At 46.4% G+C, this 25,710-nt stretch carries 27 protein-coding genes; 16 read left to right on the forward strand and 11 right to left on the reverse strand.

The window, feature by feature from the left end; all coding sequences use genetic code 11:
• Window positions 1-7 precede the first annotated feature (7 nt).
• A complete protein-coding gene (locus R7041_RS10655; protein WP_005383492.1) occupies window positions 8-454 on the reverse strand; it encodes a DUF302 domain-containing protein in 447 nt (148 codons plus the stop codon).
• Window positions 455-681: 227 nt separating this feature from the next.
• On the opposite strand from R7041_RS10655, the gene R7041_RS10660 reads away from it, so the two are divergent.
• The 6 genes from R7041_RS10660 to R7041_RS10685 all read left to right on the forward strand — a co-directional run bounded on the left by R7041_RS10660 (window position 682) and on the right by R7041_RS10685 (window position 7,937).
• Complete coding sequence (locus R7041_RS10660; protein ID WP_064369561.1) at window positions 682-2,673, forward strand: U32 family peptidase; 1,992 nt, start codon at window positions 682-684, stop codon at window positions 2,671-2,673.
• Window positions 2,674-2,778: 105 nt separating this feature from the next.
• The gene (locus R7041_RS10665; RefSeq protein ID WP_005374689.1) at window positions 2,779-3,024 is read left to right on the forward strand and encodes a DUF3297 family protein; all 246 of its coding nucleotides are present in this window, start codon (window positions 2,779-2,781) and stop codon (window positions 3,022-3,024) included.
• Window positions 3,025-3,250: 226 nt separating this feature from the next.
• Window positions 3,251-3,961 (forward strand): ABC transporter ATP-binding protein, encoded by a 711-nt coding sequence (locus R7041_RS10670; protein ID WP_042522244.1) that lies wholly within the window; start codon window positions 3,251-3,253, stop codon window positions 3,959-3,961.
• Window positions 3,948-6,458, forward strand: a complete 2,511-nt coding sequence (locus R7041_RS10675; RefSeq protein WP_042522245.1) for an ABC transporter permease — start codon at window positions 3,948-3,950, stop codon at window positions 6,456-6,458. Before R7041_RS10670 ends, R7041_RS10675 begins: the two co-directional genes overlap by 14 nt.
• The gene (locus tag R7041_RS10680) at window positions 6,458-7,567 is read left to right on the forward strand and encodes a lipocalin-like domain-containing protein (protein ID WP_206949175.1); all 1,110 of its coding nucleotides are present in this window, start codon (window positions 6,458-6,460) and stop codon (window positions 7,565-7,567) included. Before R7041_RS10675 ends, R7041_RS10680 begins: the two co-directional genes overlap by 1 nt.
• 103 nt (window positions 7,568-7,670) lie before the next feature.
• The gene (locus tag R7041_RS10685; protein WP_004746427.1) at window positions 7,671-7,937 is read left to right on the forward strand and encodes a DUF2999 family protein; all 267 of its coding nucleotides are present in this window, start codon (window positions 7,671-7,673) and stop codon (window positions 7,935-7,937) included.
• 81 nt (window positions 7,938-8,018) lie between these two features.
• On the opposite strand, the gene R7041_RS10690 is transcribed toward R7041_RS10685, so the two are convergent.
• Entirely contained in the window at window positions 8,019-8,606 is a 588-nt protein-coding gene (locus R7041_RS10690) for a GNAT family N-acetyltransferase (RefSeq protein WP_042522248.1), read from the reverse strand.
• 91 nt (window positions 8,607-8,697) lie between these two features.
• Entirely contained in the window at window positions 8,698-9,561 is an 864-nt protein-coding gene (locus R7041_RS10695) for a helix-turn-helix domain-containing protein (RefSeq protein WP_206949176.1), read from the reverse strand.
• Window positions 9,562-9,745: 184 nt separating this feature from the next.
• On the opposite strand from R7041_RS10695, the gene R7041_RS10700 reads away from it, so the two are divergent.
• Window positions 9,746-10,645 (forward strand): AraC family transcriptional regulator, encoded by a 900-nt coding sequence (locus R7041_RS10700; protein WP_042522251.1) that lies wholly within the window; start codon window positions 9,746-9,748, stop codon window positions 10,643-10,645.
• Between the two features lie 298 nt (window positions 10,646-10,943).
• On the forward strand, window positions 10,944-12,041 hold the full coding sequence (locus R7041_RS10705; protein WP_017634518.1) for a YdcF family protein: 1,098 nt from the start codon (window positions 10,944-10,946) through the stop codon (window positions 12,039-12,041).
• Between the two features lie 78 nt (window positions 12,042-12,119).
• Here the strand turns inward: R7041_RS10705 and R7041_RS10710 are convergent, their stop codons facing one another.
• Window positions 12,120-12,542 (reverse strand): organic hydroperoxide resistance protein, encoded by a 423-nt coding sequence (locus R7041_RS10710; RefSeq protein WP_005374640.1) that lies wholly within the window; start codon window positions 12,540-12,542, stop codon window positions 12,120-12,122.
• 137 nt (window positions 12,543-12,679) lie between these two features.
• Between R7041_RS10710 and R7041_RS10715 the strand changes: the two genes are divergently transcribed.
• From R7041_RS10715 to ahpF, 3 genes are all read left to right on the forward strand, one after another.
• Entirely contained in the window at window positions 12,680-13,138 is a 459-nt protein-coding gene (locus R7041_RS10715) for a MarR family winged helix-turn-helix transcriptional regulator (protein ID WP_206949177.1), read from the forward strand.
• Window positions 13,139-13,443: 305 nt separating this feature from the next.
• Window positions 13,444-14,001: an alkyl hydroperoxide reductase subunit C gene (gene ahpC / locus R7041_RS10720; RefSeq protein ID WP_005374632.1), complete on the forward strand. Its 558-nt coding sequence runs from the start codon at window positions 13,444-13,446 to the stop codon at window positions 13,999-14,001.
• Between the two features lie 169 nt (window positions 14,002-14,170).
• Window positions 14,171-15,739 carry an alkyl hydroperoxide reductase subunit F gene (gene ahpF / locus R7041_RS10725; protein ID WP_005374617.1) on the forward strand — a complete coding sequence of 523 codons (1,569 nt, stop codon included), beginning with the start codon at window positions 14,171-14,173 and terminating at the stop codon, window positions 15,737-15,739.
• 248 nt (window positions 15,740-15,987) lie between these two features.
• Here the strand turns inward: ahpF and R7041_RS10730 are convergent, their stop codons facing one another.
• Window positions 15,988-16,557: an imm11 family protein gene (locus tag R7041_RS10730; RefSeq protein ID WP_053350147.1), complete on the reverse strand. Its 570-nt coding sequence runs from the start codon at window positions 16,555-16,557 to the stop codon at window positions 15,988-15,990.
• Between the two features lie 230 nt (window positions 16,558-16,787).
• Here R7041_RS10730 and R7041_RS10735 point away from each other — a divergent pair, with 230 nt between their 5' ends.
• The gene (locus tag R7041_RS10735; RefSeq protein WP_005374615.1) at window positions 16,788-17,207 is read left to right on the forward strand and encodes a VOC family protein; all 420 of its coding nucleotides are present in this window, start codon (window positions 16,788-16,790) and stop codon (window positions 17,205-17,207) included.
• Between the two features lie 79 nt (window positions 17,208-17,286).
• On the opposite strand, the gene R7041_RS10740 is transcribed toward R7041_RS10735, so the two are convergent.
• Entirely contained in the window at window positions 17,287-17,826 is a 540-nt protein-coding gene (locus R7041_RS10740; protein ID WP_005398264.1) for a CAP domain-containing protein, read from the reverse strand.
• Between the two features lie 127 nt (window positions 17,827-17,953).
• On the reverse strand, window positions 17,954-18,910 hold the full coding sequence (locus R7041_RS10745) for a LysR family transcriptional regulator (protein ID WP_054576541.1): 957 nt from the start codon (window positions 18,908-18,910) through the stop codon (window positions 17,954-17,956).
• A 126-nt stretch (window positions 18,911-19,036) separates the two neighbouring features.
• On the opposite strand from R7041_RS10745, the gene R7041_RS10750 reads away from it, so the two are divergent.
• The 3 genes from R7041_RS10750 to R7041_RS10760 all read left to right on the forward strand — a co-directional run bounded on the left by R7041_RS10750 (window position 19,037) and on the right by R7041_RS10760 (window position 21,236).
• Window positions 19,037-19,723 carry a DJ-1/PfpI family protein gene (locus tag R7041_RS10750; RefSeq protein WP_005374612.1) on the forward strand — a complete coding sequence of 229 codons (687 nt, stop codon included), beginning with the start codon at window positions 19,037-19,039 and terminating at the stop codon, window positions 19,721-19,723.
• Window positions 19,724-19,843: 120 nt separating this feature from the next.
• Complete coding sequence (locus R7041_RS10755) at window positions 19,844-20,374, forward strand: sigma-70 family RNA polymerase sigma factor (RefSeq protein ID WP_255209459.1); 531 nt, start codon at window positions 19,844-19,846, stop codon at window positions 20,372-20,374.
• Between the two features lie 166 nt (window positions 20,375-20,540).
• The gene (locus R7041_RS10760; RefSeq protein ID WP_053303949.1) at window positions 20,541-21,236 is read left to right on the forward strand and encodes a VC0807 family protein; all 696 of its coding nucleotides are present in this window, start codon (window positions 20,541-20,543) and stop codon (window positions 21,234-21,236) included.
• A 73-nt stretch (window positions 21,237-21,309) separates the two neighbouring features.
• Here the strand turns inward: R7041_RS10760 and R7041_RS10765 are convergent, their stop codons facing one another.
• Both R7041_RS10765 and R7041_RS10770 read right to left on the reverse strand, forming a co-directional pair.
• Entirely contained in the window at window positions 21,310-22,302 is a 993-nt protein-coding gene (locus R7041_RS10765; RefSeq protein WP_158155576.1) for a zinc-dependent alcohol dehydrogenase family protein, read from the reverse strand.
• 88 nt (window positions 22,303-22,390) lie between these two features.
• Entirely contained in the window at window positions 22,391-23,206 is an 816-nt protein-coding gene (locus R7041_RS10770; RefSeq protein WP_017634526.1) for an AraC family transcriptional regulator, read from the reverse strand.
• A gap of 110 nt (window positions 23,207-23,316) precedes the next feature.
• Here R7041_RS10770 and R7041_RS10775 point away from each other — a divergent pair, with 110 nt between their 5' ends.
• Window positions 23,317-24,009, forward strand: coding sequence for an MOSC domain-containing protein (locus R7041_RS10775; protein ID WP_206949178.1), 693 nt, complete (start codon window positions 23,317-23,319; stop codon window positions 24,007-24,009).
• Between the two features lie 65 nt (window positions 24,010-24,074).
• Here the strand turns inward: R7041_RS10775 and R7041_RS10780 are convergent, their stop codons facing one another.
• Both R7041_RS10780 and R7041_RS10785 read right to left on the reverse strand, forming a co-directional pair.
• Window positions 24,075-25,313: a DEAD/DEAH box helicase gene (locus tag R7041_RS10780; protein WP_064369552.1), complete on the reverse strand. Its 1,239-nt coding sequence runs from the start codon at window positions 25,311-25,313 to the stop codon at window positions 24,075-24,077.
• A gap of 265 nt (window positions 25,314-25,578) precedes the next feature.
• A partial coding sequence (locus R7041_RS10785; RefSeq protein ID WP_318128626.1) for an arginine deiminase-related protein occupies window positions 25,579-25,710 on the reverse strand: 132 nt, incomplete at its 5' end.

Raw genomic sequence — 25,710 nt, forward strand, 5'->3', positions numbered from 1 at the left:
ACCAGCCCTACTTCGCCGCCGCGTTGGTTAAATTGCCCAGCACGCCGCTGATTTTGTTCAATACCTCGTCACAGCCTTCAATATGATGGCGCTGCTTTAAATACATAGGATCGTTATAAGCTAACCACGTTTTGCCTTCAGCATCTTCATACACCAACACTTTTTGGGGTAAATCGAGCGCCACTTCCTGCGCACAGATCATCAGTGGCGTGCCCACTTTAGGGTTTCCAAACACGATAACTTCGGTTGGTCGCAACGTCATATCGACTTTCGTGGCATTCTCTTGATGGTTAATGCGCGCAAAGACGTTCAACCCTTTTTCTTGCGCGATAGCGACAAATTTATCCGCCGTATCTTTTGCTGAATGCGTGCTCGCAACGGTTACCACACCCTCACCAGCCAACGCACTCAATGACGTCAACGCCACGACCAACCCGATGATTACTTTTTTCATTTGTCGTCCCTTCCTCTCTCTGAGTCGAAAACTAGATATAGAAAAACCAAGTGTAGGAAAACTATAGAAGTCAGATCCCACTATCGCGAATTGCACTCTACCCACTCAAGAGTCGACCGTGTAACACGGATTAATTGATTCAGATTAATAAAGCATTAACTAGCCGAGCATCAAAAGCGTGAAATACGTAACATTTGCAGCCTATTTTAGTAAGAAAGAGAAAAGTAGTGACACGCGATCAATTTGAGTTATTAGCACCCGGTGGTGATTTAGATTCCATCAAAGCCGCCATTGCCGCTGGCGCCGATGCAATTTACTGTGGGCTCGACCGCTTCAATGCTCGTAACCGAGCGACCAACCTCACCTTAGATAACTTAAATGGCGTGTTAACGTTAGCCCATCAGCACAGCTGTAAGATTTTCCTAACGTTGAATGTGCTGATTTTAGAAAGTGAAATTCCAGCGATTGTTCGCTTGCTCAGCCAACTGAACACCACCAAAATCGATGGCGTGATCGTACAAGATCTCGGTCTGGCCTACATTCTCAAACATCACTTTCCCGATTTGGATGTGCACGCTTCAACGCAACTGAACACGCATAACGAAGGCCAAATCCTCTTTCTCAACCAGCTCACCGCAAGCCGAGTAAACTTATCTCGCGAACTTAACATCAGTGAGATAAAACATCTGGCGCAATTTGGTCGCGAGCACAACGTAATGATGGAAGTGTTTGTCCACGGCTCATACTGCATCGGATTCTCCGGAATTTGCTACATCAGTTCCGCTCGCAATGGCGCATCAGGTAACCGTGGACGCTGTAGCCAACCTTGTCGCGAACAGTACGAAACGACCAAAACAGGCAACAACTACCCACTCAATATGAAAGACAACTCCGCCTTTGGGGACTTGGAAGCGCTTGCTGATGCGGGTGTGTATTCGTTGAAAGTGGAAGGCCGCATTAAGAAATCCCACTACGTGTACACCGTGGTCGATAACTGGCGTAAACAGATTGATCGCTTGTGCGAGGGTTTGGAACTCTCTGAAGACACCACAGAGTTATACACAGTGTTCAACCGTGATTTCTCCAACGCATTTTTGCAAGGTGATTTCGGCAAGGCGATGTACATCGACAACCCGCGCGACCATGCTGTAAAGCATTTTTCGAAGGTTTACCAATGCCAGTCTGCTGATGATGTACAAGCGGTGAAAAAGAAACTCTACGATGACAAAACCGCGATCATTGAGAAAGTGGCAGAGCAAACTAAGTCGTTCGATGTCACTTCAACACAAGTATCCGGCAGCAGCTTGAAAGGGTCGATTGATGTGCCAACTCTGCCAACGTTACCTCAACCAGAACCTCGCCAAGGTGCGCCAAAATTATCGGTTCTGATCTCGTCAGCACAAGAAGCCATGCTGTGCGAATACCACGACGTTGATGTTTACTATCAATTGCCAATGGGATTGTCTGGTGAACTGAGCGCGATGATTGAATTGTTCCAAGCCAACCCAATGCTCAAACCTTGGTTCCCAGCCATTTTGATTGGCGAAGACTACCACGCCGCGCGCGTATTTTTGGAAACCATCCAACCTGAGTTGTTGATCACCAACAACTCAGGTGTCGGCATGATCGCAAAAGAGCTCGGCTTAGGCTGGGTGGCAGGCCCACAACTGAACACGGTGAACTCATACGCGTTTAAATGCCTTCAAGACGAGTTCGCGGCAAGTGGCGCGTTTGTTTCTAACGAGCTGAATATGAAGCAGGTGCGTCACATAAAGCGTCCGAAAAACATGCGCAGCTTCTACAGCATTTATCACCCGAACACTCTACTCACGAGCCGCCAATGTTTGTTTCAACAAACCGAAGGATGCCGTAAGGTGAAGGTCAACAAAAGTTGTTTGAAACGCTGTGATAAACGCACGTCTATCATCAACTTAAAAGACAATCCTTACTTGGTGCAAAAACAAAAAGGCAGCCACAATTCAATCTACAGCGAGCACAACATCTTAAACCTGCAAGTGCTGCACGATCTGCCGCAATTGTTTACCGATGTGTTGATCGATCTGTGTGATATCCAGACCGAAACAAAAGTCTCAGCAAGCAAACCTGAGTTGATTGACGCGTTCTTAGCTCTACTTGAAGATCACAGTGAACAAGCCGTCCAAACGCTGAATGCCATGATTCAACCAACAGCCAACGCGCAGTATTTAAAGGGGTTATAGGCGGTACTTGAAAGTTAAACAACGCATCCACTCTCAACATATCTTGAACACATACAGTGCACTGACTACAATAGCGCACTTTTTACGGAATTTAGGTCAAACAAAATGACAGATACAGCTAAACCAGCTCTACCAGATCGCCTAGCGGGTAACCCACGTAGCCCATTCTTCATCAAAGAATGCTTCGAGCACCAAATCGGTATTCGTATCAACGGCCAAGAGCGTACTGACGTAGAAGAATACTGCATCAGCGAAGGTTGGGTAAAAATTGCTTCTCCTAAAGCAAAAGACCGTTTCGGTAACCCAATGCTAATCAAACTTAAAGGCGAAGTTGAAGCGTACTACGTGTAAGCTGACCACGCTGAATGTATTTGAAAGCTCGAGTCTGACTCGGGCTTTTTTAATGCCTGTCATATCCCCTTCTCGTTTAATCTATTCCCTCTTCTTTTCAGTACAAGTTATTAAGAAATCGATGTAAATCGCTGTTTTTATCTGATTGTTGTCTAAAGTTTCTAAAGAACGAACTGCAATAGCGATTGCCAAAAGAAACGACACCTTTTGAATACAGGGAGAGGAAATGGAAAGCCCACTTGTCACACTCAAACACGCCAGCAAAAGCTTTGTCGATGGCAAAGAGACACATCGCGTGTTGGAAGGCGTCGACTTTACGTTGAACACAGGAGCGAGCGTTGCGCTGACGGGTGCAAGTGGTAGCGGCAAAAGTACCTTACTCAATGTCATCGCTGGCTTTGAGCCGCTTTCCGATGGTAAGTTGTGGTTAGATGGCGATAACACGGCGGCTTGGAAAGACCCACAATGGAGCCGATTTCGACATCAAAAACTCGGTGTTATCTTCCAGCAATTCAATCTATTAACGCCGCTCAACGTGCAGCAAAACATCGCCTTCCCTCTGCATTTGAATCAACAAAAATGGAATGACTGGTGCGATTATTTGGTCGAGACTCTAGGCATCAGCCAACTGCTCGATAGACATGTTTCTGCCCTTTCCGGCGGTCAACAACAACGAGTCGCTATTGCGCGCGCCTTAGCACACAAACCTAAACTGCTACTTGCTGATGAACCCACAGGTAACCTCGACCAAAAAGCGGGGTTAGAAGTGATGAAGCTACTCAGTGAAATCACCACCCAAGGCAATACGGCAGTGCTGTTAGTCACCCACAGCCCTGAATGCGCTGAGTTTATGAAAACACGGCTGCGATTAGATAATAGTCAGCTACAGAACAGTCATCACCAAAACAAACATGAGCTTCGCCATGAAGCAAGCTAAGCAACCAAACACCAGATTCACGCATACTCGACTCGCCCTGAATCTGTTTGTAGCGCACTATCGGCAGGCGCCACTGCAAGCCGCCGCAATTCTGATCGGTATAGTGCTGGCAGTGACCTTGTTTGTTGCGGTGCAAGCCATCAACCTCAATGCCAAGCGCAGTTATGCTGAGTCTACCGAGCAGCTCAGCGCACAAGCTCAGAACGTAATTATTCCACCAGCAGGGCAAAACTATCTGCCCGAATCGCTCTACTTCACCCTTAGACAAAATGGGCTCAGTGCAGCACTACCGGTAATCGAAGGGCGAGTGAGAGACGAACAAGGGCGTCGCTGGTCAGTACAAGGCAGCGAGTTGATTGCCGCTATCTCTTCACGTTCTCGCTATTCATCGGATAGTGAACAGAACGTGTCTTTGTTCGACAGTGCTTTACCTTTGCCTGAGCTTTTGGCTGGCAAGCCGATCGTAATGATGAGCCAATCTCAACATCAAAACTTAGGGGAGGTAGAAACCCTAACTTTGGACGACATTCCAACCAAAGTGGTGGTGTTGCCTGACGAATGGCAGTTAGGTAGCCGAATGTTGATGGACATTGGCTTTGCCCAGCAACTGCTCAATAAACAAGGACAGCTCAGTTACATTGCGGTTTTCCATTCGGGTGATAAAGGGCATAAAGGCACGCAAGCAAATTGGCAAAGCATCATTGGTGAGCAAGGGCAATGGATTTCCAATAACCAAAGTACAGACCTTGGTTCGCTGACCGACAGCTTTCACCTCAATCTCACCGCAATGAGCTTACTTGCCTTTTTAGTCGGGTTGTTCATTGCCTACAACGGCGTAAAGTACAGCTTGCTTAAACGCAATCGGCTGTTAGTGCAAATTCAACAGGCGGGTGTTGCGCCGAGCATTGTGTTCTCTGCGCTGTTAGTTGAACTCACTATTCTCGTTACCATCGGTGCTTCCCTTGGTTTTGTATTGGGCATGCAGCTCAGCCATTGGTTGCATCCGACTGTAGCTCTGACTTTAGAACAACTTTATGGTGCGACACTGCTGCCCGGCACTTGGCAGTGGCAATGGTGGGCGCAAGCCCTGCTGCTCACGTTAGCCGCAACCCTATTGGCATGTTGGCAGCACTTCAAACAACGAGTGCGCCAACCGCTCTCTTCTCATGGCGGATTTTATCAAGCACCTGAAGCTTCTAACGAAAACCAATTGTTCGTGATAGGTGCTGCGTTGACAACTCTCGCACTCGCAGGGTTATGGCTGAGTGAGCACCACCGATTTACCATGGCGTGGCTCGGTGTGCTTGTGGTGTCGATACCTTTGTATCTACCCAAAACACTCAGCGTGTTAGCCAATTGGTGTGAAAAGCGCACCACTTCCGGTTTGATGCAGTATCTGTTTGCAGAGCTGCACGAGCTGATTTCTCCGCTTTCTCTCGCCATGATGGCACTGCTACTCGCCGTTACTGCCAATATGGGGATGAACACGCTAGTTGGTAGCTTCGAGTCCACCCTAAAACAGTGGTTAGAACAAAGACTGCACGCCGATATTTACGTTAGCCCTGCGCAAGGCGAAATCGCAGATGTGGAGCGCGCGTTAGGGCAGTTCGAGAAGGTTGAGACCGTCTACAAGCAATACTACGTCGACGATAACCTGCAAGGCTTACCGATTTTGCTTGGCACAAAAGACAAAGACACCTTAGAACAAACCATGGTGTTCAAATCGCATTTGGAGAACTTCTGGTCACGTTTTTACCAAGGTGAGTTGGTCGCCATCAGTGAACCTACTGCGGTCAAACTGGGTTTATCTTTGGGTAGCGAGCTCACGCTTGATGCCATTCCAAATAACAACCTGCTTGTGGGTGCGGTATTCCACGATTACGGCTCACCCAACGGTGAAGTGTTATTAGCACCAAAGCTATGGCAAGAGAGCGGCTTTACCGACCTGCCAACAAGCCTTGGCATTAAAGTCTCAGGTGAACCACAAATCGTCTACGAGCAACTGCGCGAGCAATTGAATCTGCATCCAAGTCAGCTCTACGATCAGGCGCAAATCAAATCCATCGCGTTGGATATTTTCTCGCAGACCTTCGCCATTACGCGTGCGCTCAACGGCGTGACGTTGATGGTCGCGGTGATTGGCTTGTTCAGCGCTTGTTTCATGTTGCTCGACGCGCGTAAAGCCGCCATTGCAAGGCTGTATGCACTTGGCGTTAGTCGTCGTAAATTAATGACCATGGTGGTCGGACAGATCGTCGCTTTGGTCAGTTTTACTCTGGTTATCGCCCTGCCCCTCGGAGCCATGGTGGGTTACGTACTGACAGACATCGTCACCTTACGAGCTTTTGGTTGGAGCTTAAATTATCTGTGGAATTGGAGTGACGCCCTCAGCATTGCGGCAATCACAATCTTGGTGGCAGTGATCGCAACCTTGATTCCGCTGTGGCGATTGGTCAGTAAGCCTGTCGTATCCAGTTTGCAAAGCGAGGTGTTGTGATGGTTCGATTGGCAAGCAAACTTACTCTACTCATAAGCAGCTTATTCCTATTCGGTTGTGAAGATGCGCAGCAACAAAATATGGGAACTTTTCTGGGCAGTGGAGATATGCAAAGCGAAAGCAACCTATTCACACCCGTAGAAAAAGGGATTGAACTCACCTTCCCTGCAGACCATCAAGCACACCCAAACTTTCGTCATGAATGGTGGTACTTAACCGCTAACTTAATTGATGAAGATGGCACTCCACTTGGCGTCCAGTGGACACAGTTTCGCTTTGCTGCTGCGCCGCCAACGGGCGAAGATGACGTGAAGAAAACCGAATGGCAAGCTCAACAAATCTACATGGCGCACAGCGCAGTGACGACCGCAGACAAACACTACGCCGATGAAAAATGGTCGCGCGATCAAGCCTCTCTCGCTGGCGTCGACACTTCACCATTTCGGGTTTATCTCGATGATTGGCAGTGGACTTCTTCAACCACCGATCTCTTCCCTGCCACATTGAATGCAAACTCCGAACAGTTTGGCTATTCGCTCACTCTTACCAGCAGCGCACCGTATCAAAAACAAGGAGAGCAAGGGTACAGCACCAAAAGCGCCGATGGTCAGGTGGCTTCGTATTACTACAGCCAACCGTTTATTGATGTCTCCGGTGAAGTCACGATCGACAGCAAAACCCATCAAGTGTCGGGCAAAGGCTGGATAGACCGAGAGTGGAGCTCGCAATTCTTACTCGACTCACAACAAGGCTGGGACTGGTTTGCCCTAAGATTGAGTGACGACACCAGCTTGGTGGTGTTCCAGTTGCGGGATTCCAAAACCGGAGCAGCCAGTTACTCCAACGCAAGACTGATGCAGCAAGATGGCTCTGGCATCGCCATTTCTCAAAAAGACATTCAGTTAAAGGCAACTAAGCAAACAGAAATCCAAGGGCGAAAGTATCCAACCGAGTGGCAAGTATCGATTCCTAACCAGCAAATCGAACTTACGGTTTCTGCCCTCAACCCGAACGCGAAAATGCCCCTTTCTGTGCCTTATTGGGAAGGCCCAGTGCGTATTGAGGGCTCTCATTCTGGGACAGGTTATATGGAACTAACGGGGTATTGAAAAGTTGAGTGATTACCCCAATTATTCAGCTAGTACAAACACAGGTAACCGAGTGATACACTGCACCTCAGTGTCATCCAATGAATAATTGAAAGGAAATATGATGAACCCAATTATCGCCTTGCTAAAAGAGAACAACATCAGCGACGAACAAATCAACGAGATTTTTCAGACTCTGACGCAAAACCCTCTAGCGGCAATGGCAACAATCAGCCAACTAGGCTTGCCACAAGACAAGCTACAAATGCTGATGGCGCAAGTGATGCAAAACCCTGCGCTAATCAAAGAAGCGGTAGACGAATTGGGATTGGATTTCTCAAAGGTTGAAGAAGCAAAAGAGAAGCTTCAAAGCCAAAACCAAGGCAACTAAGCCTTTGCCATTTAGCGCTGAATATAGAAAAGGCCGTTAACCCGAGCATTTGGGTTAACGGCCTTTTTTGTTAGCTAATTATTAGCGATTTAAAGACGCGAATTGTTCTGCGGTCATGCCGTAGTAAAGCTTGTCGTCAAAGCCTTGCTCTCGTTTGTAGTAGTCTTTCTGACGGCCTTCTTGAGTAAAACCATTTTTCTCTAACGTTTTGTAAGAACCAGCATTAGAAGCGTAGCAATCCGCACTGACTTTATGGGCGTTTAGCTCAGTAAATCCAATCTCGGTCATCATTTGGCAAGCGCGAGTCGCAACGCCTTTGCCCCATGCACAAGTTGGTAATTGATAACCCACTTCGTAGTTGCCAGTTAAGAACATCACCGCGGTCACTGCACACATTCCCATGTACAGACCTTGTTGGTCGCGAATCACGAACGTTGGGCTATCTGGCCAAACATCGTCTTTAATCGCTTGTGCCGTATTTTCAATAATAGGGCCAAAGAAGCCTTCATATAGGCTGTTGTCAGCAGGTGCGAAGAACAGATATTGATTGACCTTATCGTCGTTCAACATCTCGATAATATCTTGTAGATCAGAGCCTTGAATCAGTTGGATAGTCAAAGATTCATTAAATGGGATGGCTTCGCCTTGTTTTAGTTTTTGATATGACATGTGTTACCTCGTTATCTGCTGAAAATAGTAGCCCAGCGGATAAGAGAAGAATTGGATTTTTGCGACAACTTTCGGGCTGATTAGCAATGTATTACGACTCAAAATCGCCATAGATATCGATGGTTAAGTCACGCTTTTTCAAGTATTTGCTCGGCGTTTTTCGTAGCTGCTGTTTGAGGGTGCGAATCAAATGCGATTGGTCACTGAAACCAAATTGTTGTGAGAAACTCGCCCAATCAATCGCCTCTTGTTGCTTGTAGAGGGTAAAAATCATCTGCTCCAGACGCGCCATTTGTTGATACTGCTTAACGCTCAACCCCACCACTTGCTTGAAACTGCGCTCAAGCGTTCTTCGAGAACAGGCGCACTGTTTGGCTATCTCATCAATATCCATCGCTAGTTCAGGTGAGCGTAGTGCTTGAGCGTCCATCACGGATACCGCTTTTTGCGATGCCAAAAACGGTTTGGTACGGCAAGGGGCGGTATCTAACGCATCTAAATGTTGTTTGATGTAGCTCAGCAAACATTGCGGTGAATCCTGCAACTCTAACTGCCATAGACCTTGTTGAAAGCGCTCATCAAACGCCGCGTTAAGCCAATCAAACCATTCGCATTGGTTAATTGCAGCTACTTGGGATGCATCACTAAACCGTGATTCAATGGCATACAAACCCTCTGGGCGAAAGGTGATACCAATACGCTTGATGGGTGCCCTATCTTCCAACAACAGCAAATGTTCGTTAGCCGTTAATAAATGGCAGCCTTTGCCAGCAAGCTTAGTGTCTCTCGTGTCGTAGCTGTAGCCTTGCTCTGATGGCGTAAAGAGTAAATGAGCACGCGGGTTTGGAATAAGGTGCGGCTTGGGGTCAATGACTTCACCCTCTAGCACTTCCAAGTACCAAACTTGATGAACGAGCCATTCGTACTCTGGCATAGACTGTTTCCAAGCTATCATGATTGTCCTAGCGGTTAGTAAAGATAATGAGCACAACGTTTTTGCTTAAACATCTGTTCGTTGAGTGTGACTGATTGACGCTCATCTCGCCACGCATTTCTCACCCTACTCCCTTGCAAGCTTGTTGGATTGCGGTAGGCTTTGAGCAGAGAATACAAGCTGAACAGAACAAGGAAATACCCCGATGCGCGTCGACTACCACCAACGACTGGTTCCTGTGATTCGCTTTTTAGAGCAACACTTTAATGAACCACTCAACCTGCCAGAAGTGGCCGCGCTGGCGAACCTTTCCCCTTATCACTTTCATCGCACCTTCAAAGCCGTGCAAGGCGAGACATTGGCTGATTTCATTCGACGTTTGCGTCTAGAAGCCGCCGCCGATGACTTATTCAAATCCAAGCAACCAGTATTGAACATTGCCCTAGAGTACGGATTTTCTAGCTCACAGAGCTTAGCCAAAGCCTTCAAACAACATTATGGCGTTACACCTACGGCCTTTCGTGACTGCGAAAACTATCAGCAATTTTCTGAATTAGCACGAAACAGCAAGATTGGACACACGTTGCGCAAGAATGGAAACGAAGTAACACCAAGCGATTCATATACTGGCTCTGAACTCACCAAATGGAGCACGACAATGGAAACGCAAAACTTTGAAAAAGCAAAACTGGCTTACATTCGCGTAAACGGCCCTTACGGGCAAGGCTATGAAGAGCCATCAGGTCGCCTGTATCAATGGGCAGGAATGAAAGGTTTGGCGGGCAATACCTGCATCTTCATCTACCATGACAATCCTGAAATCACGCCAGACGAGAAGTGTCGCACTGATATCTGCTTGATGGTGCCAGAAGATACGGAAGTTCCAAAAGGCATTGAGCTGCAAGACTTCCCCGGTGGTCAATATGCGGTGATGCGCCAGCACATTACTGACCCGAGCCAATACTCAAAAGCATGGGATGATGTCATGAGCAAGGTAATTGAATCCGGTATTGAGAACGACGACCGTCCTTGCTTTGAGCTTTACCACAGCTTTGACCCACAAACGCACCATGCAGACGTTAGCTTCTGCACTGCCATCAAATAAACCAAAAGCCTGCATCGTTGCAGGCTTTTTCATTTCTTACTCTGGTTGCTTAAATCCGTTCTTCCAAACGCTGTTTATCTTTTAATCCAATTACTTAGAACACGAATGAATACCTCAGTGTTTTCGTGATCCTACTTCGCGTTTTGACCACGCGCGTTCATTTGCTCGGCTGAGTTGGGATTCATTTCACAGATTATTCATGAAGCGAACCTAGACTGAAAAAATTCTATCGACCCCGTTAGACCTACAACGCTAGGCACAATAAAAACTAGGTACTACAGCACCTCTAGGACATTCCATGAAGAAGAACTTACTTGCCATTGCTCTTGGTAGCGTAATTGCGCTGACTGCTGCCCCATACTCTATCGCGGCTAACGATGCTGCTATCCAATCTTCCGCCGACTACTCACAGATCGTCACCAAACGTCAGGTTGTCGACCAACTGCTGAATGACGCGGTACAAGCATTCAAATCCCCTGCGCGTATCTCGCATGCGGGTTTTACCGCCAAAATGCCGAGCAACATGGAGATTGTTACCGACCGCTTACTAGAAGCCTACAAACTTGAGCCGTACCGCACTGACCTACTGATTTCTGCGGCAAACGCACAGATCTACAACAAGAATGCAGACCGCGCGATTGAACTATTTGAACAAGCTCTTTCTGTCGCACCAGACGATGTGGATTTGCACGCTTACTTAGCGGTATGGCAACGCTTTGAGGGCAACCAAGCAGAATCAGCGAAACACATGGCGACGCTGATGAAGCTCAATGCAGGTAAAGCGGCAGATATCCAACGCATCTTCGACACCGTAGACCGCGTACTTGCAACGCCACTAAAAGAGAAAGCCGATAAAGGCAAACTGGATGACAAAGGCGCTATAGTCACGTTGGGATACGCGCTGAACCCAGATGGTTCAATGCATCAAATCTTGGTTGAGCGTCTGGAAACCACGCTAGCAATGGCGAAAGCAAATCCAGACGCGTTGATCGTATTGACGGGTGGTGTACCGAAGAACCACAAAACCGAAGGCAAGTTAATGGCGGATTGGCTGATTGAAAAAGGCATCAGCAAAGATCGCATCATTGAAGAAAACTACGCCACCAGCACGGTAGGTAACGCTCTATTTAGCAGCTACGCATTGGCGCGTCATAACATTAAACACGCGACCATCATCAGCTCAGCGAGTCACGTGCGCCGTGGTCAAACATTGTTTGAAATCGCAAGTTGGCAAACTGGCCCACAAGGCATCACTTTCGACACCGTAAGCTACCCAGACAAGCCACTGAAAGACTTAGCCAAAGCCAGCGATAGCGAACTGCTTGGTATCTACCGCGATGCACTGCGTACATACGGCATGTGGAGCTACCGCTCTTACCCGCTAGAGTCGCGTTAAGTATTCTCGACTCATACCAATCAAAAAAAGCCTGCGCACTTGCAGGCTTTCTTGTCTTTGTAACGTGGTAAGAACCGCTTAAATTGCTTCGCCGTTTACCGTTACTGCCACATCAATGTTGCCACGAACTGCGTTTGAATATGGGCAAACTTGGTGTGCAATGCGCGTTAGCTCTAGCGCTTGTTCTTGTGGCATGTCTAGCTCTACCGCTAGGCTCACTGTCAGTGCAAAGCCACCGTTATCATTTGGACCAATGCCCACTTCTGCCGTTACAGGAGCGCTTTTCAGGTTTACTTTACCTTCACGTGCTACGTGCAAAATCGCGTTAGAAAAACACGCTGAATAGCCCGCTGCGAACAGCTGTTCTGGGTTAGTTGCTGCGCCTGTGCCGCCCATTTCCTTCGGGTATGACAGCTCTAGATCGAGAAGACCGTCATCAGTTTTTACTTGACCATTACGACCAGCCAAAGCGGTAGCTTGAGTTTTGTATAGAGTAGTCATGCGAGTGTCCTTCTTAATTTAAGTTGCGCACAATTTAATTGCTTGCAATCTTACATCGAAGTGAAGATAGTTTGCAACTATATTGTGCACAATTTATTTTATAACTCTCTTTCTCTGTAAGCAGGTAGGCAACACCAATGAGCCAGTGTTACACCGACAATACCATGACCGACAACGATAAACTCTTACTCGAAAACCAAGTTTGCTTCCCGCTCTACAGCGCAGCAAATGCAGTGATCCGAGCTTACCGCCCGTTGCTGGACGAGCTTGATCTGACTTACTCGCAGTACTTAGTGATGATGGTGCTGTGGGAGAAAGACGGTGCCAGCGTGAAAGAGCTGGGATCACAACTGCATTTGGACTCTGGCACACTCACACCGCTGCTCAAACGCTTAGAAGCAAAAGGTTATGTAGAACGCGGCCGAAGTGAAACCGATGAACGCGTTCGCGTACTCAACCTAACAGAACAAGGTCGTGACCTTAAAGAACAAGCCAAGTCAGTGCCAAACGCCATGATGTGTAAAATCACCTTAGAGTTGGATGAAATGATCATGCTGAAGAAGTTGTGTGGCAAAGTGCTCGACAATCTGAGCTAAAAAAATAGAAGCATTCGCTTCCCAACTTCCTATTAGAAAGAGCCTGCCGAGATGCAGGCTCTTTCGATCTTATTCAGACGATCCACTTAAGGTCATCTCCGCTATTCTCTATTGCTACTCTGCCTTCATCTTCAATAAAACCTATCAAAGGAACCCCTCTTACATCGGATTTCCCTATCAAGTGAAATAGGAAATGGCTATCAATAGGATAGTTACAAGCGATTTTCCTTAAACACACTCCGATGAGAATATACTTTCCGAAAGCAACAACAGCTCAGCTTAAAACATTCAAAGGAAAGTAAATTATGATTAATACTCAAATCAAACCATTTGCAGCTACAGCGTACAAAAACGGCGAATTCGTTGAAGTAACAGAACAAGACGTTCTAGGTAAATGGGCAGTATTCTTCTTCTACCCAGCAGACTTTACGTTTGTATGTCCAACAGAACTGGGCGACCTAGCAGACCACTACGAAGAGCTACAAAAACGTGGCGTAGAAGTTTACTCAGTATCAACTGACACACACTTCACTCACAAAGCATGGCACGACAGCTCAGACACAATCGGTAAGATTCAGTACTACATGCTTGGCGACCAAACAGGCAACATCACAAACAACTTCGGTGTGATGCGTGAAGGTCAAGGTCTTGCAGACCGTGCAACGTTCCTAATCGACCCAGAAGGTACTATCCAAGCAATGGAAATCACTGCTGAAGGTATCGGTCGTGACGCAGAAGACCTACTACGCAAAGTGAAAGCAGCTCAATACGTAGCAGCACATCCAGGCGAAGTTTGCCCAGCTAAATGGAAAGAAGGTGAAGAGACACTAGCTCCATCACTAGACCTAGTTGGCAAAATCTAAGCCACTGAAATTTAAGTTCTAATCAGTTCCGATTTCCTTTTTCTGATTAGAACTGAATTAGAGAGCACTTCAGGTTAGATACCTTGACGACCTTCTGCCTGATTTGCTCTCTCCCCCTCAGGTTTTATCTACAGTAACCACTTTTAATATTTTTAGGGTAGTAACAACTATGTTAGACCAAGCGATCCAACAACAACTCAAACAATATCTGGCTAATGTAAAAGAAGAAGTTCGTTTAGTGGTTAGTCTAGATGAAAGCAAAGCATCGAATGACATTTTGTCTCTAGCGAACCAAATCGCAGAGATGAGCGACCTAATCACCGTTGAACGTGACGACAACGCAAGCGCACGTAAACCAGTGATGGCGGTAACTAACCCAGCAAAAGGCACAGCACTACGCTTTGCAGGCTTGCCAATGGGTCACGAATTTACCTCTCTAGTATTGGCACTGCTTCATTCTGGCGGTCACCCAATCAAACTAGAACCAGAAGTGATTGAGCAAATCGCAGCACTAGACAAAGATCTAGACGTAGAAATCTTCATTTCACTTTCGTGTCAAAACTGTCCGGACGTGGTTCAAGCGTTCAACATGATGGCGGCGATCAACCCGAAAGTAAAAGCAACCATGATCGACGGTGGTTTGTTTCAAGATGAAGTGAAACAACGCGACATCATGGCCGTACCAAGCGTATTCGTGAACGGTGAGCTATTCGGTCAAGGCCGTATGTCTCTGACTGAAATCCTAAACAAAGTGGATGACGGCGCGAGCGAGAAAGCCGCGAAAGCACTGAGCGAAAAAGACCCATACGATGTACTTGTTGTCGGCGGTGGTCCTGGTGGTAGCGCAGCTGCACTATACGCTGCTCGTAAAGGTATTCGTACTGGCGTTGTTGCTAAGCGTTTTGGTGGTCAGGTTATGGACACCATGGCAATCGAGAACTTCATTTCGGTAAAACGCACTGAAGGTCCAAAACTGGCAACAGACCTAGCAGAACACCTAAAAGAATACGACGTAGACGTCGTGACTGAGCAACAAGCTGAGAAGCTAATGGGCGCAGCACACACTGAAGATGGCTTGATTCACATCCAACTTGAAAGCGGTGCAACGCTGAAGAGTAAGAGTGTCATCCTAAGCCCTGGTGCACGCTGGCGTGAAATGAACGTTCCGGGTGAGCAAGAGTACCGTAACAAAGGTGTCGCGTACTGCCCACACTGTGACGGTCCACTGTTCAAAGGCAAGAAAACTGCAGTTATCGGTGGTGGTAACTCAGGCATCGAAGCAGCTATCGACCTTGCTGGTATCGTAGAACACGTAACGGTTCTTGAATTCGCAGACGTACTTCGTGCAGACCAAGTGCTTATCGACAAAGCGAACTCACTACCAAACGTAGACATCATCACGATGGCGCAAACAACAGAAGTAGTGGGCGACGGTACTCGCGTAACAAGCTTGAAGTACAAAGACCGCAACACAGACGAAATCAAAGAGATTGAATTGTCAGGTATCTTTGTTCAAATCGGTCTAGTACCGAACACAGAATGGCTAAAAGATTCAGAAGTAGCGCTATCTGAGCGCGGCGAAATCGAAGTCGGCAGCCGTGGCGATACTAGCCTAGAAGGTGTGTTCGCAGCAGGTGACGCAACAACCGTTCCTTACAAACAGATCATCATTGCGATGGGTGAAGGTGCAAAAGCAAGCTTAGGCGCATTTGACTACCTAATCCGTAAGCAAGGTTAATCTCCAATTTCTTGAGCACAAAGCGCACGGTGCTGTGTTTTCTTCCCCGGAAAACCAATCGGGGCACCGTGACAGCGATGAGTAACAAGAAATAAAATCAAAAAACCTAGAAGCCCAAAGACTTTGCCAGCAGGTATTAACTGCTGGCTTTTTTGTTTTTTTTTGGGGGGGGGGAAACAAATTATTACTAGAAATAACAGCGTAAAATAAAGCTGCCGAAATACACTTAGGGTGAAACATTGCGGGCTTTAACTCGTTTCTACTGCTTCAAATATCAGGCCTTTTAGCTGACAACGATGGTAAATTTCATACAAACCACCTAATTCATCATTGCAGTAAACACCGCTTCCGTTATTTTCAATCCTGAACAAGCCTCCGGATTTGATTGATTTACTACTCAACACTAATTTTTTAAACCGCTTTACACGACTTGGCTTACCATTAGCTCTTACATTTAACACAGTGCGATCCTTATCAATGGCATCGCAAGTTTTGAGTATGTTTATAGCATACCAACGCTCGCCAGCGACGCGTAATGGCAAAAACTCACAACTGGAATCAAGAGCTTCGTTTATTTGATTATATGCGGACTCAGAACAAGCAAACTCGCCTGCACGCCAGATTGCAAAATCAGGTTTTGTTGTAAGCATGTGGTTATCACTCACCCACTCCAAATCAATAATCATCCAAGTATCAGCGACACGCTCACCACATAACTCCCGCAAATCGCCATCCGAGTATTGTATAGAAATCTCTAGTTGAGTTTCTTGTAAAAAAGGGAAATTCTCAACATCATGATTAAGTGTAAAAACTTTCATCTTTTGCTTACTTAAATCAAACGGTTAACTGGAAGTCCCCCATCATGTAACATCTTTCCAATCTTGCACAAGGTTTCAATGATTTCTGTGTGAGCCAACTCTTCAGTGTCAGCTGCCTGACCTTTATAAATGGCGTCTACAAATAAAATCAAAAAAGCCCTTTACCTCAACTTTACTTGAGGTTTTAGCATATTCATCGTTGGCTAGAAAATGACAAAAAGGAGCACATCATGATCCAACTAGAACATATTAACTTAGTCGTGAAAGATATCCCTGAAATGCTGAAGTTTTACCAAACTGCATTTCCACATTGGTACGTGCGTGATGAAGGTAAAGGCGAATGGAGTGGCAAGCCAAGAAACTGGCTACATTTTGGCGACGAGTATCAATACATAGCCATGAGTGACCATGGCGAAGGAGAAAACCGCGAGTTGAGCGGGCACCAAGTTGGGCTAGCGCATTTTGCTTATGTGACCAACAACGTCGATGCAATCATCAAAAGACTAACCGATGCAGGTTATCCGATTGCCCAACCTGGTGCTGATGAACCATATCGCAAAAATGTGTATTTTGTTGACCCTGCAGGTTTTGAGATTGAATTTGTTGAATACCTGGCGGATGACCCAAAACTTCGTAACCTGACAAGCTAAAAGAGATGTAAATAATAAAACGCCAGCAGATAGTGACTGCTGGCGTTTTATTTTTTATCTATCGGGCTTCTTTATCGCATTAGCGCTGTTTGGCAAAAACCTGAGTCCAGTAATACCCGTAACGTGCAGAGTGATTTTCGACAAGCGACGCGCCCATCTGATCAAAATCCGCACTCATGATATTAAGGCAGTGACCTTCACTCGATAACCAAGCATTCACGACGGCGTTAATGGTGCTTTGCCCTACGGCGACATTCTCACCAATGGCGCTCCAAGCATAACCCGTTGCGTTAACTCGATCTGACATTTTGCTGCCATCAGAGCCTGTGTGGCTCATGAAATCGCTGTTCGCCATATCGCTTGAATGTCGATAAGCGGCGCTTTCCAAATCGTAGCTCCAAGTCAGGGCCCCAACAGGTGGCATGGTGGTTGCGCCACACTGTTGTGTAGTAGAGCGAGCGCTGTTGACCGCTGCAAGCATCTGCTCGGCAAATGTGCCTTGTGACGATGTGGAACCTGTGTTTTGTGAGCCGCTTTCTGCTGGGGCTGACGACTCCCCATCGCCGCCACATGCGCTGAGAAGTAGGGCCAAAGCAGGCACTAAGATCTTAGTTGGCATTGTCTTTCCTTTATGAGTGACGAAGAGCAAACTGCGCTTTTCGATAATAACGCCCAATAAACTAACAAAAACCAATAAAAGCGTCATATAGCTTAGGGGGTTTTAACCAAAGACTCACATGAAGTTTTCAATCGCCTTGGTTCGGTCGATAAATCGGCAACGTTTCAGCCCAAGTATGGAATGGCGTTTCATCCATATCCTGTATTGCTTGAGTGATAAAATCGATGAACACCCTAACTCGTGCAGGCACATAATCCCGGTTGGCATAGAGAAGATACACGCCATTTCCTGCTTGGCGCATGCTCGGAAATATCGGCACTAAACGCCCCGCTTTAAGCCAGTCTCTCGCGATAAAATGAGGGATCTGAGTTAATCCTAAGCCTTCTGCGCAAAGCTCTGCCATGGATTCACCGTCATTTACAATGTAGTTTCTTTCGGGGTCATATTCACTCGCACCGTCTGGTTCTGGCATCCGAATCGGCAACAGTTTCCCCGTTTGTTTAAAACGAAAACGAACCCAAGAATGGTCATTGAATACATCCGGGCCACTCGGAACACCATGGCGCGCTAAGTAATCCTGACTGGCACAAATGATAAAATCGATAGGGCTCAGCTGACGCACAATCAATTGACTATCGTGAACGACACCAGAGCGAATCGACACATCAATACCTTGCTCAATAATATCAACGTAGGCGTCATCGTAATGAATATCGATAGTGATGTTAGGGTAGCGGCGACAAAACTCTTTTAATAAAGGACGAATATAGAGGCGACCGTACGAGACTGGCACATTAATCTTAAGCTGCCCTGAAAGCGCATCATTGTGACTTTTTAATGAATCCTCACATGCCGCCAGCTCCTCCAGTACAAACCTAGCAGTATTTGCGTACCTACGACCAGCTTCTGTCAGGCGGCTCTGTCGCGTAGAACGTTGAAAAAGCTGTATACCCAAATCGCTTTCAAGACGATGTATGGCTTTACTCACGGTCGAAGGGTCAGTGCCATACACTTTGGCAGCCGCAGCAAAACTACCGCCATCTAAAGTGGCAATAAAAAATCGTAGGGACCGTATCTTATCCATATAACCAATGAACTCTATTCATGAATTTTATTCACTTTAGTAAAGACCAAGTGGCTCTTCAATCACTAATTAGCCTAAATATAATGAACCTCAATAACTTGATGCTCTGTTAGCGAGGAAAAAACCATGGGTAAAAACGGATTGAAGAATGCACTACAACTATTGATAGCGACACTAGTCCTATTCTTTGGGGTGCTTCAAACAGCACATGCCGCAGATAAACGAATTGGTATTCTGGTTTACGATGGCGTACTGACCTCTGATGTTACTGCTCCTTTAGAGGTTTTTGGCGTCGCAAGTCGTCTCACTTGGTTTAGTGATTATGACGTGCTCACCATTTCCGTCTCAGATCAGAAAACCATCACCACTGAAGAAGGATTAAAAATTGGTGTGGATGCTTGGATTGGTGATCTGCCGGAACTCGACGTATTGGTTTTAACATCCAGCTATGACATGGATGCACTAATCGAAAATAAAGATCTCATTCACTTTATTAAAACTACCTCAAAGGCGGCAGATTGGATGGCAAGTAATTGCTCTGGCGCGTATTTGTTAGCCGAAGCTGGCCTTTTAAACGGCAAAAAAGCAACAACTTGGGCCGGAGGTGAAAACGGCTTTCAAAGAGATTACCCAGCAGTCAAAGTACAAGTCGACCAGAATTTTGTCATTGATGATGGCGTTATCACTTCGAACGGTAGCCTAGTTAGCTATCAAGCTGCTCTTAAGCTACTTCACCTTATGACTTCAGAGTCTAAAGCTCAGGAAGTCGCAGATGCCATCCAGTACTCACGTTTTTCCAACCAACCATTTTAAGCGTGTAAGAAAGTAATCAGAGCCACCCTTCGATATTTCGAAGGTTAACTCTTCGAATTTATCTTCCTAATCGAACAACCCTTTTTATCACTGTAAAAGCGATAAAAAGGGTTGTCGTTCATCTGGCAGACACAACGTGCTCTCCAAACTTTTTATCTTAATGCTATGGAAAAACATAAACGTTACGAAGCACTGACGAAAGATCGATACCAAGAGATCTACCGTCTCGCGTATTGGTTATGCAAAGATCACCACCTTGCTCAAGATTTAGCGCAAGAAACCTTTCTGAAAGCGTGGCGATTCTTTGATAAATTAAATGACCCCAACGCCGCGAAGTCTTGGCTCATTACTATTTTGCGTCGTGAGAATGCTCGGCGCTTTGATAGAAAACAGTACGATTTTGTCGACATTGATGAGTGTGCAATACAGACAAAAACCTACCCTGGCAGTGACTACGACATGGCCCAAGATTGGCTTCAAAAACAAATGATGATTCTCGAACCCAAATACCGAGAGCCGTTGCTCTTGAGCTTAGTGGCTGGGTTGAATCATGATGAAATTGCCCAAGCCTTGAGGCTCAACCACAACACAGTGGCGACTCGATTATTCAGAGCGCGTAATCAGATCATCGCACAGAAGGAGAGTCATTAAGACACAAAAAGTAGTCAACCATGTAAACTAACTGGCTATGCTCCGGTCTATTTCATAAGTCGTTACACAACTCGACGCTTTAACGCTTTACATCAAGCGCGACTAGATGAACACTTCTTGTCAAAGTACAATAACAGCCGACATAGAGTAGAGTCAGTAAAACATTATGAGTAACACGACGGCGAAAAAGCCGAATCCCTTATTTGAAATCCTTTTCAACGTATTTATCCCTTCCTTCATTTTGATGAAGTTTAGTGGCGATGAGCATCTAGGGACAGCAATGGCGCTGGTTGTCGCTTTGCTATTTCCTATCATTTATGGCGGTATGGACCTTGTCCGTAACAAGAAATTTAACTTTATTTCTGCTCTGGGCTTTATCAGTGTTCTACTAACTGGTGGCATCGGCTTGTTAGAGCTTGATACACGCTGGTTAGCACTAAAAGAAGCCCTGATTCCTGGCCTGATCGGTTTAGCGGTTTTGGGTTCAACGTTTACCCGCTACCCGCTGATGCAGAAGTTAGTACTGAATGACACAGTGTTGAACCTCGCGTTGATTAACCAACGTTTAAAAGAAAATGATAAAACCGATGCGTTCGAACGTTGCCTTATGTCTTCTAACTACCTGTTTGCAAGTACTTTTGCGTTCTCATCTGCAATGAACTACTTCCTTGCGACTTGGATTGTGACTAGCCCTTCTGGTACTGCTGCCTTTAACGAAGAGTTAGGAAAAATGACGCTGTACAGTTACCCAATGATTGCCATCCCAAGTATGTTGATGATGTTCGGTATTTTTTATTACATTTGGCGTCAAGTACGTGCGATGACATCGCTCGAAACAGAGCAAATCTTCCATCTAAAATAGCCCTATCATTACAAATAAACCCATAAAAAAGGGAGGATTTTATCCTCCCTTTTCTCAACAGACTCACTGTAAATCATAGCGTCAAAATGATTTTACCTGACACTGCTGACGAGCGTCGCTCAACCATTTCAATCGCTGTTTGAAAGTCCTCTAACGACAGATCATATGCAACGTTTAACTTTATGTCGCTGCTAGTAAAGTGTTCTAACATTTCAGCGAACACCGTCTTTCTCCCGCCTTTACCTACCGATTCTTCCCAATACCGCAAAAAGAATGTACTAAAGTCGATGTTGTTGGCCTTCATCGATTCAAAAAACTCAGGCGTATAAGGCGTTAACGACAATGTTCCGTAGTTGATGTATTGGCCGTTTTCTTTCAAGGTACGAATGAGATCCGTGCCAGCCTCACCGCCTATCGCATCCAAAGCGACCGTTGGTTGTGGCAGTTGGCGCGTTTGCAGCTGCGCGTGTAAGTCTTGTTTTGCGTCCAACACTGGAATCGTATCGTACGGATACTTTTCTGGCTTTGAAGTCACAGCAATCAGTGTAAAACCCAGTGAGTGAGCAAGCTGGGCGAATATCTTACCGATCGCTGACCCTGCCGCATTGATGATCACCACATCGCCTTTGTTCAACTTCGCCACTTTAGTGGTGATAACCCACGCGGTTAGCGCGTTGATGTACAATTGGCAGGCATAGCCGTTCTCCAAACTCTCAGGTAGCGGAAAAAGATTCTCAGGCGCGGCATCTATGTAGTATTGCCAAGTACCACTCATCGCCACCAACACCTTTTGCCCAACTTGAAGGTCAGTTTGACCGACTGCACTGACTTCCACCACACGCCCAACCGCTTCAAATCCCGGCACGCGAGGTGGTACGTGAACGCGGCGGTATTGCCCAACACCATGAATGGAAAGCAAGTCACTTGGGTTAATGTTTGTAGCTTCGAGTCTCACCCGAACCTTGCCCTGAGCAAGCGGTTTGAGGGGCTCTTTTTCCAACGACAGCGACGTTTTGGGTTGGCCAAAACAGAATTGATTCACTCGAGTATTTATCGTTGGTGCCATTGTTATTCATACCATGTAATTGAAATTCAAAAAGGAAGTTTCGTAACTTCTACTCAAAAGCATTAAGTGAAGTCGAAACTCTGTATTTCTACCTGCGCGATGCGCCGTTCACTCTAAACTGTTGTGGCGTCATATCAAAATAGGCTTTAAATGCTTTGATGTAGGATGAGTCATTTTGATAACCCACTAGGTCTGCAATGGCTTGGATTGGCAACGATTCATCTAACAAAGAAAGCGAGTAAATTAGCCGAATTTGTTGCCGCCAAAGCAGAAATGAAGTGTTGAATTCCTTGGCGAACAGCCGTGATAAAGTACGCTCAGACGCCCCAATTTTCTCCCCCCACTCTTTTAGCGAACAGCTTAACGCGGGCTCGTCTGTCAATTGCTCGAAAATCAGTTTTAGTCGTCTGTCTTGTGGTAGCAATAACTGAAATGTCTGCACGTTGCGTTTCAAAATTTGATCATGCAACACCGCCAGCAAATGCAGCACTTCTTCGTGGCTTGTCTCACCTTCACACTGTCTGCGGATCTCTTGTAAAAGCTCATTTAAAAACGGCGTTAAAGCAATGGTTCTCACTTGTGGCTCGTACGTTGCGCCAAACTCAGGGTTGAGGTAAATGCCAACAAATATCGTATTGCTTAGAGCAATCGACTCGTGTTGAACACCCGCAGGAACAAATAACGCAGAGGTGTGCGGAACCAAATGCTGATAATGCTCAGTTTGTGTTTGCAATAACCCTTTGATAGGAAAGATGATTTGATGCCAAGTGTGTTGATGCAGCGCATCAATGTAACCTTTTGGCATGTCGATGGTTTTCACTAAAACAGGAGAATGGGGATTCGCGGCCATCATCTCATTGGAGGTGACGACGCCTGACTTCGAATCAATTTGGCGAGTTAGCATTGTTAGTTGTCTTTTCATCCCTACACCGACACAAGTTTACTAGGCTATCATGCTCCGCATTGCGAATGAAGGTAAACACTTTATCTCTCATTCAAATATAAGGAGGTTATATGAAGAAAATCGGCGTCGTAAAAGCTGTGCTAGCAGGGAAAACCGTCCCTTATGCTCATGGAGCGCAAAGCGCAATCAACAAACAAGTGCTACCTGAGCGCCAGCACGCAACAGAGCTTGGTTTTACCAGTGATGAGCAAGGTGATCCGCGCTTTCATGGTGGCATTCAAAAAGCGCTTCATATTTACCCAAGCGAGCACTACCCAATCTGGCAACAAGAATTAGGCGAAAGACCAATTTTCCAATCCGCCGGCGGCTTTGGCGAAAACATCAGCTCCGAAGGCGTCACCGAATCCACGATTTGCTTGAAAGATAAAATTCGCATCGGCTCAACACAACTGGAAGTGTCGCAAGGTCGCATGCCTTGCTGGAAACTTAACGTACGTTTTGACCAACACGACATGGCGAGAAAACTGCAAGATACGCTTCGAACAGGCTGGTATTTCCGAGTGTTGGAAGAAGGCGATATCGGTGCAGGTGACGAGATTATTCTGTGCGAAAGACCTTATCCAGAATGGCCACTGGCTCACATCATGGGCGCGGTTTTCACTGGCTGTTTAGATAGAAAAGAACTCACTCAGCTGTCTGAGCTGCCGTTAGTCGAGTCTTGGGGCAAGTTGGTCGAGCGCCGCCTAGAAACTGGCGAAGTTGAAGATTGGGAAATGCGCTTGGTTGGCCCAACTGTGGGTTAACACCCCAAAGTAAAATTTAAGCCACGCTCTGAACCGACTATGCCGTCAGAGCGTGTTTTTTTGGTTTACTTCGCACTCGGGGCTGGGCGTTTCGACTTACCTTGAAACTGCTTAATGCTCTTCTTAGCATTAGTTCGGCGGTTGGCTTTTTTATCGCGTGGCGCGCGTTTGCTCTCGCCAGTTGATGGCTTATCCGTTACTGGAAAACCTGCCAGATCTTGCACTGGTAATGCACGTTGAGTCAGGTGACGAATCGCGCTTAGTGCGTCCATTTCACCATGACAAACCAATGACACCGCCACACCTTGTTCGCCTGCGCGAGCGGTGCGTCCTACTCGGTGAACATAGGTTTCTGCATGCATTGGCAGTTCAAAGTTGATCACTACAGGCAATTGCTCAATGTGAATGCCGCGCGCTAGTAGATCGGTGGCAATCAACACCTGAATTTGCCCAGATTTAAACTGCGCCAGTGCTTCTTCTCGCTCATCTTGACTCTTATTGCCATGCAGCGCATTGGTTGAGATGCCCGCTTTATTCAGCTTCTTCGCTAAGCCATCGGCGTTCTCTTTCGCACCAATAAATACTAATGCCTGAGTCCACGCGTTTTTTTGAATCAGTTCAATCAATGCCTTGGTTTTACTGCCTTTGTTAACGAGGTACAGCGTTTCAGCAATATCTTGGTTGGTGCTGTTTTCTTGATGCGCTGCAACTTGCTTTGGTGCCGGCATAAGCAGCTTCGCTTTACCCTTCAACTCATCTGAAAACGTTGCCGAGAACATCGCGGTTTGACGCTGGTTTGAAATCAGCCCCGCAATATTTTGTACGTCAGGCCAAAAGCCCATATCCAACAGACGATCCGCTTCATCCAACACTAGGTAATGGATATTGCTTAAGTCTAAACCGTTGTTTGCCAGATCAACCAAACGACCTGTCGTCGCGACAAGGATATGAGGATTTGTCGCTAGCGCCTGCTGTTGTTGCTCTTTATCAACGCCGCCACACAAACACACTGCGTTGAGTTCAAGAACTTGACCAACTTGGTTAATTGCTTCACTCACTTGCATTGCCAGCTCACGAGTTGGCACAAGAATCAGCGCTTTTTGCTCTGGATTGACACCCAGCTTTTCCAACAAAGGCAAACCATAAGCAAGGGTTTTGCCGCTGCCTGTATTTGCCAAAGCCAATAGATCTTGACCAGCCAACAGCTCAGGAATGGCCAACGCTTGAATATCGGTCGGTTTCTTGAAGTCTTTTGGCAGTGCGTGAATCAGCTCAGAACTCAATGAGAGAGTAGAAAATGGCATTAACGAAAACCTTGTACTTTGGGTTGAAGAAGCAATAAAAATAATGAAGATGCGGTAAAACGCAGGCGCGGACTTTACCACAATCTGCTAGGTGAACCATCCTATTTTAGGCGCTTAAACCAAGCGTAGCCTACGCAAATCGTCAGAAAACTAAAAAGCGCAAAAAAGCCGTTAGTCTGTACTGCCACAGAGCTAACGGCTAAAAACCCTTGAAGAGAACGCTTCATCAGCCTTTCACTGCGGCTGAAAAGAAATGTGCAGTTTATTAAAGCACAGCTTTACGATTCGGTAAGAACACTTCACCCAACATGCAACGAACCGAACCACCACCAATAGATTCTATGGTAGAAACGTCGAATGGCAGCAATTTACCGTGCGTCGCCAATTGGTTTCTTTG

This window comes from Vibrio sp. 1751 (assembly GCF_033339895.1).
In the GTDB taxonomy this organism is placed as follows: Bacteria; Pseudomonadota; Gammaproteobacteria; order Enterobacterales; family Vibrionaceae; genus Vibrio; species Vibrio alginolyticus.

Bases quoted from the DNA above. Each gene is read 5' to 3' on its own strand.
- R7041_RS10735 (WP_005374615.1), top strand. From the start codon at position 16,788: ATGATCCAACTAGAACATATTAACTTAGTCGTGAAAGATATCCCTGAA.
- R7041_RS10680 (WP_206949175.1), top strand. From the start codon at position 6,458: ATGGTTCGATTGGCAAGCAAACTTACTCTACTCATAAGCAGCTTATTC.
- R7041_RS10715 (WP_206949177.1), top strand. From the start codon at position 12,680: ATGAGCCAGTGTTACACCGACAATACCATGACCGACAACGATAAACTC.
- ahpC (WP_005374632.1), top strand. From the start codon at position 13,444: ATGATTAATACTCAAATCAAACCATTTGCAGCTACAGCGTACAAAAAC.
- ahpF (WP_005374617.1), top strand. From the start codon at position 14,171: ATGTTAGACCAAGCGATCCAACAACAACTCAAACAATATCTGGCTAAT.
- R7041_RS10695 (WP_206949176.1), bottom strand. From the start codon at position 9,561: ATGATAGCTTGGAAACAGTCTATGCCAGAGTACGAATGGCTCGTTCAT.
- R7041_RS10760 (WP_053303949.1), top strand. From the start codon at position 20,541: ATGAGTAACACGACGGCGAAAAAGCCGAATCCCTTATTTGAAATCCTT.
- R7041_RS10765 (WP_158155576.1), bottom strand. From the start codon at position 22,302: ATGGCACCAACGATAAATACTCGAGTGAATCAATTCTGTTTTGGCCAA.
- R7041_RS10685 (WP_004746427.1), top strand. From the start codon at position 7,671: ATGAACCCAATTATCGCCTTGCTAAAAGAGAACAACATCAGCGACGAA.
- R7041_RS10705 (WP_017634518.1), top strand. From the start codon at position 10,944: ATGAAGAAGAACTTACTTGCCATTGCTCTTGGTAGCGTAATTGCGCTG.
- R7041_RS10670 (WP_042522244.1), top strand. From the start codon at position 3,251: ATGGAAAGCCCACTTGTCACACTCAAACACGCCAGCAAAAGCTTTGTC.
- R7041_RS10730 (WP_053350147.1), bottom strand. From the start codon at position 16,557: ATGAAAGTTTTTACACTTAATCATGATGTTGAGAATTTCCCTTTTTTA.
- R7041_RS10775 (WP_206949178.1), top strand. From the start codon at position 23,317: ATGAAGAAAATCGGCGTCGTAAAAGCTGTGCTAGCAGGGAAAACCGTC.
- R7041_RS10665 (WP_005374689.1), top strand. From the start codon at position 2,779: ATGACAGATACAGCTAAACCAGCTCTACCAGATCGCCTAGCGGGTAAC.
- R7041_RS10690 (WP_042522248.1), bottom strand. From the start codon at position 8,606: ATGTCATATCAAAAACTAAAACAAGGCGAAGCCATCCCATTTAATGAA.
- R7041_RS10655 (WP_005383492.1), bottom strand. From the start codon at position 454: ATGAAAAAAGTAATCATCGGGTTGGTCGTGGCGTTGACGTCATTGAGT.
- R7041_RS10740 (WP_005398264.1), bottom strand. From the start codon at position 17,826: ATGCCAACTAAGATCTTAGTGCCTGCTTTGGCCCTACTTCTCAGCGCA.
- R7041_RS10710 (WP_005374640.1), bottom strand. From the start codon at position 12,542: ATGACTACTCTATACAAAACTCAAGCTACCGCTTTGGCTGGTCGTAAT.
- R7041_RS10745 (WP_054576541.1), bottom strand. From the start codon at position 18,910: ATGGATAAGATACGGTCCCTACGATTTTTTATTGCCACTTTAGATGGC.
- R7041_RS10750 (WP_005374612.1), top strand. From the start codon at position 19,037: ATGGGTAAAAACGGATTGAAGAATGCACTACAACTATTGATAGCGACA.
- R7041_RS10780 (WP_064369552.1), bottom strand. From the start codon at position 25,313: ATGCCATTTTCTACTCTCTCATTGAGTTCTGAGCTGATTCACGCACTG.
- R7041_RS10770 (WP_017634526.1), bottom strand. From the start codon at position 23,206: ATGCTAACTCGCCAAATTGATTCGAAGTCAGGCGTCGTCACCTCCAAT.
- R7041_RS10700 (WP_042522251.1), top strand. From the start codon at position 9,746: ATGCGCGTCGACTACCACCAACGACTGGTTCCTGTGATTCGCTTTTTA.
- R7041_RS10675 (WP_042522245.1), top strand. From the start codon at position 3,948: ATGAAGCAAGCTAAGCAACCAAACACCAGATTCACGCATACTCGACTC.